Source organism: Rhizobium sp. NZLR1b (assembly GCF_019685155.1).
Taxonomy (GTDB): domain Bacteria; phylum Pseudomonadota; class Alphaproteobacteria; order Rhizobiales; family Rhizobiaceae; genus Rhizobium.
Window position 1 is genome coordinate 30,915 of sequence record NZ_JABDWC010000038.1, and the last position, 9,525, is coordinate 40,439.

The 9,525-nt window shown below is 57.3% G+C and carries 9 protein-coding genes, 1 pseudogene and 1 riboswitch; of the genes and pseudogenes, 7 read left to right on the plus strand and 3 right to left on the minus strand.

The features are described 5' to 3' along the window. Positions 1-408: 408 nt before the first annotated feature. From HJB84_RS31990 to HJB84_RS32005, 4 genes and pseudogenes are all read left to right on the plus strand, one after another. Positions 409-626: pseudogene (locus tag HJB84_RS31990) on the plus strand (IS110 family transposase); the annotation flags it as partial. 431 nt (positions 627-1,057) lie between these two features. Continuing rightward, entirely contained in the window at positions 1,058-1,999 is a 942-nt protein-coding gene (locus HJB84_RS31995) for an amino acid ABC transporter permease (RefSeq protein ID WP_011654690.1), read from the plus strand. Continuing rightward, positions 1,996-2,799: an amino acid ABC transporter ATP-binding protein gene (locus HJB84_RS32000; protein WP_011654689.1), complete on the plus strand. Its 804-nt coding sequence runs from the start codon at positions 1,996-1,998 to the stop codon at positions 2,797-2,799. The genes HJB84_RS31995 and HJB84_RS32000 overlap by 4 nt, the downstream gene beginning before the upstream one ends. Before the next feature lie 77 nt (positions 2,800-2,876). Continuing rightward, the gene (locus tag HJB84_RS32005) at positions 2,877-3,344 is read left to right on the plus strand and encodes a RidA family protein (protein ID WP_221117856.1); all 468 of its coding nucleotides are present in this window, start codon (positions 2,877-2,879) and stop codon (positions 3,342-3,344) included. Between the two features lie 64 nt (positions 3,345-3,408). On the opposite strand, the gene HJB84_RS32010 is transcribed toward HJB84_RS32005, so the two are convergent. Beyond that, complete coding sequence (locus HJB84_RS32010) at positions 3,409-4,362, minus strand: LysR family transcriptional regulator (RefSeq protein WP_011654687.1); 954 nt, start codon at positions 4,360-4,362, stop codon at positions 3,409-3,411. 165 nt (positions 4,363-4,527) lie between these two features. Here HJB84_RS32010 and HJB84_RS32015 point away from each other — a divergent pair, with 165 nt between their 5' ends. Beyond that, on the plus strand, positions 4,528-5,367 hold the full coding sequence (locus HJB84_RS32015) for an ABC transporter substrate-binding protein (protein WP_115156523.1): 840 nt from the start codon (positions 4,528-4,530) through the stop codon (positions 5,365-5,367). A gap of 126 nt (positions 5,368-5,493) precedes the next feature. Beyond that, a complete protein-coding gene (locus tag HJB84_RS32020) occupies positions 5,494-6,681 on the plus strand; it encodes an aminotransferase class V-fold PLP-dependent enzyme (RefSeq protein ID WP_221117857.1) in 1,188 nt (395 codons plus the stop codon). A 349-nt stretch (positions 6,682-7,030) separates the two neighbouring features. Here the strand turns inward: HJB84_RS32020 and HJB84_RS32025 are convergent, their stop codons facing one another. Together HJB84_RS32025 and HJB84_RS32030 are read right to left on the minus strand one after the other, a co-directional pair. Then, a complete protein-coding gene (locus HJB84_RS32025) occupies positions 7,031-7,201 on the minus strand; it encodes a hypothetical protein (RefSeq protein ID WP_221117858.1) in 171 nt (56 codons plus the stop codon). A gap of 555 nt (positions 7,202-7,756) precedes the next feature. Next, positions 7,757-7,975, minus strand: coding sequence for a RodZ family helix-turn-helix domain-containing protein (locus HJB84_RS32030; protein WP_020048045.1), 219 nt, complete (start codon positions 7,973-7,975; stop codon positions 7,757-7,759). Positions 7,976-8,595: 620 nt separating this feature from the next. After that, a riboswitch (TPP riboswitch) is annotated at positions 8,596-8,707 on the plus strand. A gap of 93 nt (positions 8,708-8,800) precedes the next feature. Between HJB84_RS32030 and HJB84_RS32035 the strand changes: the two genes are divergently transcribed. After that, a partial coding sequence (locus HJB84_RS32035; RefSeq protein WP_221117859.1) for a phosphomethylpyrimidine synthase ThiC occupies positions 8,801-9,525 on the plus strand: 725 nt, incomplete at its 3' end.

Below are 9,525 nucleotides of genomic sequence, written 5' to 3' on the forward strand. Positions count from 1 at the left end.
CTACCGAACGGCCGAGATCGGCGCATGTGAAAGCGCATTGTACCCGGCATCAGATCGTATGGATGCCGCGACCCCGCCGGTTTTCTGACCCGGCGTTTCCACTCAACGATGTGGGGAAACGCCTCCAGTGGCAATCGCGGAGGACCTTTTTTCCGGCTACGTCAATATGTGAGAGATGGGTTGAGGGCTGACGGGAGCAAGGGTGTTTGCCGCGGGCGGTGGTCTATACGACGCGGCCGCCTGCGAGATCGACGTGTGGAACCGGCAGGCCGCGCCAACAACCAGTCGCAGATCGGTCTACCACGACGGGACTCCGAGAAGTCGATAAGAGGAAGCACCAGAAGGCCGCAGCGGAAAATACAAGTCTCCTTCGACAGCGCCTCATGGACGTGAACGAGCCGCCTTGACGATAAGATTGATGGTGAGGCCTGCTCCGAGCACTGCTTGCGTTCAAGCGCGGCGAGCCACGTGTATGCGCAATGGTCAAAACGCCGGGCCCAGACGATGAAGATCGGAGTCGCATTTGCGGGGAAGTGTTGATTGCGGAACGGGTAAGGCATGTCAATCGCGCAAGGGTCTGCTCTTCGCCCCAGGGCGTCACTGGCTATCAGCCGCTTCGCAAGGATTGCGGGTTGCACAAAGTTCGGGACAGCGATTTCACTAAGTCGCGGACAAAAGTCGCGTCGGATTTAGATCGATTTTCGTGAGCACCGATCTGGCAATTTGTCCTCGTATTTTGAGCGAGGACATGATGCCCAGACGGAATCCCCAAATCGTAACGAACCCGCAAGACGCGGCGTCGCAGCTTTTCGCCCGTTTTAAGGGCGAGCCCCTTGCCTTTGAGGATTGGCCTGCGGGTGGTTCCGCCACGTTTCTAATCCTCATGCACCGCGTGCATTTTAACGATGCGAATTATTAATTTGATTGAATGCACCGTCGGGCCTCACAACGAAGGGAGGCGAGATCAAAATTTTCGAGACGTGGGTGACCGCGCTAATCGGGGGACAACCCAGATATCGGGAACTGAATGTGCCCATCTAGTCAAGCGGAGGCGAGTATGACTGGTAGTCAATCCACAAGGAGATCGGCCGACAAGATCGACCCGGAACAACTGACCATCGTTCCACTGCGACACCCTTGGAGGTGGGTGGCCGTCGCCTTGGTCTTAGTGTCGGTCGCCGGCATGATCAGGTCAGCAATTTCCAATCCCGAGTTTCAGTGGCCCATCGTCGCGCAATATCTGTTCAACCCACTCATACTCGATGGTCTTTGGCAAACCGTTCTAATCACAGCGGTCGTGATGGCCCTAGCCACTCTCGGGGGAACCATCGCCGCATTGATGATGCTGTCTCCGAGCAAGCTGCTTTCTGTGCCCGCTGCGGCCTTCGTCTGGTTCTTCCGAGGCACTCCAGCTCTCGTCCAGTTGATCATCTGGTACAATCTGTCGATCGTCGTCAAAGATATCACGCTTTGGCTGCCGGGGGTCGGCACAGTGTATTCGGTGTCTACAAATGACATCATGACCCCACTGGTCTCGGCCATCGTCGCACTCTCGCTTCATGAAGCGGGATATATGGCCGAAATCGTCAGGAGCGGATTGAAGTCGGTCAACAAGGGCCAGTACGAGGCGTCGGCATGTCTTGGGATGAATCCTAGCCTGGCGCTGAGGAGGATTGTCCTTCCCCAAGCGATGAGAATAATCATTCCGCCGACCGGAAACGAGACGATCAACCTTCTCAAGACGACCTCTCTGGTCAGTATCATCGCTGTGGGCGATCTGCTGTACTCGGCCCAGTCCATCTATGCCCGGACGTTCGAGACCATCCCTCTGCTCCTTGTTGTGTCTTTCTGGTACCTCGCCGTAGTCTCGATCATGTCTGGCGGTCAGTTCTACCTGGAAAAACATTTCAGCCGCGACGAGCATCGCATCAATCCCGGAATCACGAGGGCAATACTCGGGAACCTGGCCAAGATCGGTCGGAAGGAGGCGCTGGCATGACTGCACCCGGCACACATCACGAGCGCTTCGGGATCGCATCTACGACGATGGTACATGCCAAAGGCATCCGCAAATCCTACGGCCATCTCGAGGTGCTCAAAGGCGTGGACCTCACGGTGCCGTCCGGCTCGGTCGCTTGCATCATCGGCCCTTCAGGATCGGGAAAGAGCACATTCCTGCGCTGCATCAATCACCTCGAGGAAATCAATGGCGGGTTGATGCTCGTCGACGGAGACTTCGTTGGCTATCGCCTAGAAGGCAACAAACTCTACGAACTGCCGCCGAGCGCGATATGCCAGCGCAGGGCCGAGATCGGAATGGTTTTCCAGCAGTTCAACTTGTTTCCTCACATGACCGTGATCGAAAATCTTATGGAGGCTCCTTTACGCGTGAAGCGGGAGCCGGTTGCGCAGGCGACGGCAAAGGCGATTGAACTTCTCAAACGGGTGGGCCTTGCCGAAAAGAGGGACGCTTACCCGAGGCAGTTGTCGGGCGGCCAGCAACAGCGCGTGGCTATCGCACGGGCGCTCGCGATGAACCCAAAGGTCTTGCTTTTTGACGAGCCGACATCCGCACTCGATCCAGAGCTCGTGGGCGAAGTGCTCGAGGTGATGAAGAGTCTGGCGCGCGAGGGAATAACCATGGTAGTCGTGACGCATGAAATCGGGTTCGCCCGCGAGGTTGCCGATCAGCTTATTTTCATGGACGGCGGGCTTGTCGTCGAATCCGGCAACCCGCGAGAGATGATTGCCAACCCGCAGTCTCCCCGAACACGTGAGTTTTTGGCGCGCGTCCTCTGACGCGCGGAAAAACTCCCGGACCGCCCTCCGAAATTCATCTATCCACAGCCACAGAAGCTGAAGGACAGGACTTGCCAATGAACTCTTCTTTCGAGCAGCGCATCATAGAACTGGCCATCGATCTCCCGAAACCGCCCGAATCGGTCGCGAACTACGTCGCGACTCATCAAGTCGGGAACCTCCTGTTCATTTCAGGGCAGCTTTGCGTGTCTCCCGGCGGCACACTCGTGGCGTTGGGATCGCTCGGGGAAAACGTCTCTGTCGAAGACGGAATACGAGCTGCTCGGGCCGCCGCGATCAATGTCATAGCTCAAGCTAGAGCCAGCCTTGGAAGCCTGGACAAGATCAAGAGGGTCGTTCGACTGGGTGGGTTCATCGCTGCGACGTCTGCGTTTTCCGAGCACGCTCGCGTCATGAACGGTGCCTCGGACGTCATCGTTGAGATTTTCGGCGAGCAAGGGCGGCACGCGCGGAGCACCGTCGGGGTTTCTTCCCTGCCATTGCAGGCCGCAGTCGAGGTCGAAGCCCTGTTCGAGCTAGACTGACAAATGCCTGCATGCCCCCTTCGGCGGTTTGTCGCAAACGCGGCTTTTCAGGCCGCAGGCGCGTTCAAAGCTCCAGTCGTTCATAGACGCCTTGTTTGAGCGTCCTCTGCCTGTCAGACACGTCTTTGATCAGGTTCCGGAACCATACATGCCCGGGGTCTAGTTCATTCGATCTATCGAAGATTAACGAAATAGTGACATCGGGAAGTTCGAGCGGCGGAGGAACGATCGCTGTCTCGCTTTCTTCAGAGAGTGCCAGCAACACGCCGTCACCGAACGCCGAAATCAGCTCCGTGCCTTTAATGACCCATGGAGCAACGAGATAGTGCGGTATCGTTGCAACCACTTTTCGATGAAGGCCGAGCTTCTGCAAGGTTATGTCCGCGACGCCGGCTGCGATGCCGTCCGCGGATATCTGAAGGTGCGGCGACGCGAGGTAACGATCCAGCGACATGTCGGCCATCGCCGGATTTCCAGTCCATCCAGCACAAACCATCCGATCCCTCGAAAGCTCCACGACCTCGAAGTGCTCGGCATCGAGCTTGGGGTTGCCAAGCACCGCGCATTCCACTTCGCGGTTCTTCAACGATCCGAGTGCGTCGGGTTCCCTGGCGTGGACCACATTCAACGAAGCATTGGGCGCGAGCATCGAGAAATTCTCGATCAGTTCGGGCAAGTAGGTGACGGCCGTATAGTCCGAAAGGCCAATCCGAAAATTTCTAGAGGTGGTCGTCGGATCGAAATTGAGGTGTCGGTCCACCGCCACCCGAATTTCGTGCAGGGCCTGGGAAATGACCTCCGCCAATTCTTTCGCCCGGGCGGTCGGCTCCATGATCCCCGCTTCTCGGGTGAAGAGGTCGTCTTTAAAAACGTCGCGAAGCCTGCCCAGTGAATGGCTTATGGCTGACTGGGTGCGCCCCAGTCTGTCTGCAGCCCTGGTCACACTCCGCTCCCGCATGAGGACGTCGAAGGTCCTTAGGAGATTGAGATCGATTTGGTTCAAAGAGAACTCGGCCATATCGGGACCCTCGGGTGCTTTTGCTCGCCGTCAAAAGATATCGGCGGTCCGCAGAAGATCATGAACGCAGCTCATATTGTCAATGCATCTTTTCAATTCGATTCACTGTCCAGGATGTGCTTCCTTACCCGTGCTAAACGCCAACGTCCAAAAAAGGGGATCATCATGAAAGCCACGCATCTGGGTATTTTCGTCGCCCTCACGCTTGCGCAGAACGCCATCGGAGCGGAGGTTCCGGTCACGGAATCCGTCAAGTCGTCCGGTACGCTCACAATCGCAAATGGGCTCGATTACGCACCATTTGAGTTCGTCGATGCAAACGGCCAGCCGGCTGGCCTGGACGTGGATTTGGCGCACGAGGCGGCGAAGCTCATCACGGCTAAACTCGACCTTCAGCGCATACCTTTCGCTTCTCAAATTCCTTCGCTCTCGGCCGGAAGGGTCAAGGTAGCGTGGGCGACGTTTACGGTGAAGGAAGATCGCTTGAAGCAGGTCGACTTCGTCACGTTCCTCCAGTCAGGAACCGTGGCGATGGTTCTCCCTGACAAAAAAGACTCCATCTCGGATGCGAAGAGCCTGTGCGGCAAGCGGGTGGCTGTCCAGACCGGATCGGCGGCCGATTTCACCACGGACAAGCTGAGCGAGGACTGCGCGAAATCCAACCTGCCCAAGATCGACAAGGTCATCTATCCCGAGCAGAAAGACACGATCCAGGCGGTGCTGACAGGTCGGGCCGACGCTCGTTTCGACGACTCCACCGCGGCTGGATATTACGAGCAGACCAGCAATGGAAAGCTCGTCGTTGCTCCGGGAGTCTACGATGTCCTACCTTTAGGCGTCGCCGTCCAGAAAGGCGACAAGGCCTCAGCTGAAATGATGCAGGCAATTTTTCAGGAACTCATCGCCAACGGCAAGTACAAGACCGTCCTCGACAAGTATGGCATGTCGCTCGCGGCGGTCAAAAAATCCCGTATCATCACCTCTGTCGATCAGATTGCCGAATAAGCCCCTTACGAGCGGATGAGCGCCATCCGCTCGCTTTCACCCTCGCTTTGGCTTGTTTGCCGTGACCAAATTCACCGAGCGACGGGAGCAGACGGAAACTACGCCATTTTTTCACCGAGATCATGTATGAACGCACACGCTTCAACGAGGCACCAGACCTATCTGAACGCGGCCGAACTCGCATTCATCCGCAGCCAATACCCGATTGTCAAAGAATGCATCTATTGGAACAACGCCGCTGTTTCCCCTATATCGATCGGCGTGCGGGATGCGATCGCCCGGCAGGCGACACTCCATGCCACGGACACGTCCGGGATCATGGTGGCAAGCGCGCCGACATGCGACAAAGGACGCAGCCTTGCCGCCAAACTTGTTGGCTCGACTGCGGAACGGATTGCCTACATCCAGAACACCTCGCATGGCCTGTCGCTCGTCGCCTTGGGAATCGACTGGAAGCCTGGTGACAACCTGGTGGTTCCTGAGCTCGAATTTCCCTCAAACTTTCTCATCTGGGAGACGCTTTCCCAGCAAGGTGTGGAAATCCGCACGATGAAGGCGCGCAACGGAGCGCTTGCTCCAGATGATCTTCGTTTCCTGGTCGACAAGAGGACGAAACTGGTCGCAGTGAGCCACGTTCAGTTCTACAGCGGTTTCCGGGTCGATCTCGCCGGATTCTCGCAAATCTGCGCCGATCACGACGCATTGTTGGTCGTCGACGGCACGCAGTCGGTCGGGGTGCTGAGCGTGGACATGGAGGGCGAAGGCGTAGATGTCCTCGTTGTGAGCGCCCATAAATGGATGCTCGGACCAGTCGGAATAGGCTTCGCCGCGTTCTCCGAGAGGGCTTTCGAACGCATCAAGCCGCGCATTGTCGGTTGGTTGAGTGTGAACGACGCCTTCTCCTTTCATCGTGTTCTCGATTTTCTTCCAGACGCCAAGCGGTTCGAACCAGGCACCGAGAACGGCGCAGGCATCTTCGGATTGGCCAAGAGACTTGAAGAGATCGATTCCATCGGCATGGAGAAGATCGAGAGCTATGTTATGGAACTCGGAGCGCGGATTCGGAGGCAGGCTAAATCCGCAGGGTACGAAATCATGAGTGATTGGCCGGAAGAATCCCAGTCGGGCATCATCCTGCTGAAGAATCCAAAGGTGGCCACCAGCGTACTGTTTGCAGACTTGGATGCTGCCGACGTGAAATGCAGCGTCAGGAACGACGCCATCCGTTTTTCGCCTCACTACTACAGCAATGACGATGAGCTCGCGCTGGTCTCCGAGGTCTTACGGGGAGCAACATCCCGAGCCAATGCGTAACCCGCCACTCGCTCGAAGGCGGCACTTCGATAGTGCGCATGCTGCTTTTGCTGCATTCCGGCCAACCAAGATGATTCCGGTGATCCTGGACAGCAAGAAGTGGCGTCGATACAACGAAATCGATTGTCGATCAGCAGCCATTCGTTCGCAAGAAAGTCTAACCGATACGGCTTGTGCTCGACCTGCAGGTTCAATAAGAGACCGAGCCGAACAGCACGCCACTGCGCGGCAGCAACTTGTAATCCGCGATCCTCGCTTCGAGAAACGCTTCTTCGGCCGGCGATTCACAGAACGGCAGGAAGTAGCTCTTCCGATCCGGATCTTCCGATGTCGCCGTCCAACGCCGAGCCTACCAGGCGTCGACCGGGGGGTCCGGCTTCGGATCCACGATGTTGTAAATCGTCGAGGCGAAGAGGGCACCCAGAAGGAAGAGAAGAGGAACAACGAAACAGCCTGCGAAGCAGATCACCGTGAGAATTGCGCGGATGACGATCATCTTTTGCTGAGCCTTGGCGTTCACGCTGGTTCCCATGCAATGCCGGCGCCACTGGCAAGGCTCGTGGGCGTGTAAACAGGTCCCTGTACAGCTCGTTGTTGACCAGTGCCGCCAATCCCATCACAGATTAGTGCGGCAAGGACAACATGGGACCGGAACAGCGTTTACGAATAGGATTGGCCGCCGCAATATATGTTCGCTGCTTCCCCTCAGAAATGCCTTTTGATAATTCCGCGCATATGGCGCGCCGCCAGTGTTGCGATTGCTGGAAGAATAAAATCGGTGAGATCGCTGATTGATCACCGTGCCACGATGATCGCGTGCCTGGTTTCCACCAATCGCAGTCGGCAAGCTGTCTCTACACAGCAAGGGCGCGACGAATGACTTCAGGCGCTAGCCAATTCATTCGGGCCAGCCAACTAGGCGGAAGCGTCCAGCCCGACTGAGTCTGAAGCCTGGATGGCCCTATAAACCTTAGGAGCGTTGAAGGGCTTCCCACTAAGCGTGTCCTGTACCCGGTGAGCTGCGGCAGGCGCCCTCCTTAGGTCAGCTGCGTACGAGTTCAGCGCGACGCGTGCTTCAGATTTTGCCTAAAACTCCTAGAGCGGCCGCGGTCCTTCGTATCCTTGAGGCGTCAAAATCCGCGTCGTTCTCAAGAGCTGTCACCTCGGCCACGGTCAGACCGGTGGTTTCTGCGAGGTCGTCCAAAGAATAGCCGCGAGCCTGGCGAGCCTCTGCAAGCAGGGCGCCGATGGATGGGACAGCAGGGGATTTCGCAATCTTCGAGGCCATGTTCATGTCTTTAAGCTTCCTTCTGGCGGCCGGAAAACAAAAGGTTTCTCGTTCCACCGCTGCCGACCGCGTCCGGCAGCGGTGGATTTCTCCGATTTCGCGGGCGCTCTTTCTAGCAGTTTGTGCGATGGAGTACAGGTCTAACGTGGTGAAGGAGTGGACGACCCTTGCCTCCGGCGGTCAACCTTTCCCCCTGCGATCATCATTGGCGCCCGCTAGTAGAACGACGTCTTGCTGCAATCGACATTGATCGCCGTAATCAAGTACAGGGCTTGGACTGAAGACGAGCAGCTTTGCGTGCCTCCTTTGAAATTAACATCTATCAGGTTTCCATATGCCGGATGGAAGCGCCGTCTCAGTCGAACGCTTGCAAATCAGATCGGCGACCGACCGAGGATATCATGGACGACATGAATTCGACGCCAGCAAAGGACGGCTCGGGTACATAGGCTTCAACAGGTGTGAACCAGCACGGCATCGAAAGATGGTAGCAAAGTAAAATCTTGCTGCCGGTATTCCATTCGTTTGATCGCGGCGACCAGGCACGATAGCCTAAGTGTGACCCGGATCCCAAGCCATGGCAGATTGTGGCTTGACAGTCTACTCGGCAAGCCTCTACCCTTTTTGGCATTCACCAGGGGGGTCCCGGCAAGGGGCTGAGATACTGCTATCGCGCGCAGTGACCCGTTGAACCTGATCCAGTTCATACTGGCGTAGGGACGGTGCAAGCGCTCGAGAGGTTTCGGATTCACGCGTGGAATCCGTGCCGGCGTCTTTCCATCATTCCGGCTGAGGACTGGGTCTCCAAACTCAAACTTGGAGCCTCAAACCATGAACATCGCCGCAAAGAATATCACCCCAACCGTCACCACCGGCCCCTTGCCGGCATCCAGCAAGATCTACATTCGGGGGGACATCCATCCCGACATTTGCGTGCCGATGCGCGAAATCAGCCTGCATCCGACATCGGGCGAGCCGCCCGTTGTCGTCTACGACTCGTCCGGACCCTATACGATCGAGGGCGCCGAGATCCGTATCGAACAGGGGCTGCCGTCACTGCGGCGTGACTGGGTTCTCGCCCGCGGCGACGTCGAGGCCTATAAGGGCCGCCATGTCCGTCCCGAAGACAACGGCTTTGCCAGCGGCGAAAGGCTGACGCCCGAATTCCCCGCGCTACGCCAGCCGCTGCGCGCAAAGGATGGCAGTGCCGTCACCCAGCTCTCTTATGCGCGCGCCGGCATCATCACGCCCGAGATGGAATTCATAGCCATCCGCGAGAACCTCGGCCGCAAGGCGCAGGCGGACGCCATGATCTGCGACGGCGAAAGTTTCGGCGCCCATATTCCGGACCACGTGACGGCGGAATTCGTCCGGCAGGAAGTGGCGGCGGGTCGGGCGATCATCCCCGCCAATATCAACCATCCCGAAGCCGAGCCGATGATCATCGGCCGGAATTTCCTGGTGAAGATCAACGCCAATATTGGCAATTCTGCTGTCACCTCGTCCATGACGGAAGAGGTCGAGAAAATGGTCTGGGCGGCCCGCTGGGGCGCCGA

Bases quoted from the DNA above. Each gene is read 5' to 3' on its own strand.
- HJB84_RS31995 (WP_011654690.1), top strand. From the start codon at position 1,058: ATGACTGGTAGTCAATCCACAAGGAGATCGGCCGACAAGATCGACCCG.
- HJB84_RS32000 (WP_011654689.1), top strand. From the start codon at position 1,996: ATGACTGCACCCGGCACACATCACGAGCGCTTCGGGATCGCATCTACG.
- HJB84_RS32005 (WP_221117856.1), top strand. From the start codon at position 2,877: ATGAACTCTTCTTTCGAGCAGCGCATCATAGAACTGGCCATCGATCTC.
- HJB84_RS32010 (WP_011654687.1), bottom strand. From the start codon at position 4,362: ATGGCCGAGTTCTCTTTGAACCAAATCGATCTCAATCTCCTAAGGACC.
- HJB84_RS32015 (WP_115156523.1), top strand. From the start codon at position 4,528: ATGAAAGCCACGCATCTGGGTATTTTCGTCGCCCTCACGCTTGCGCAG.
- HJB84_RS32020 (WP_221117857.1), top strand. From the start codon at position 5,494: ATGAACGCACACGCTTCAACGAGGCACCAGACCTATCTGAACGCGGCC.
- HJB84_RS32030 (WP_020048045.1), bottom strand. From the start codon at position 7,975: ATGAACATGGCCTCGAAGATTGCGAAATCCCCTGCTGTCCCATCCATC.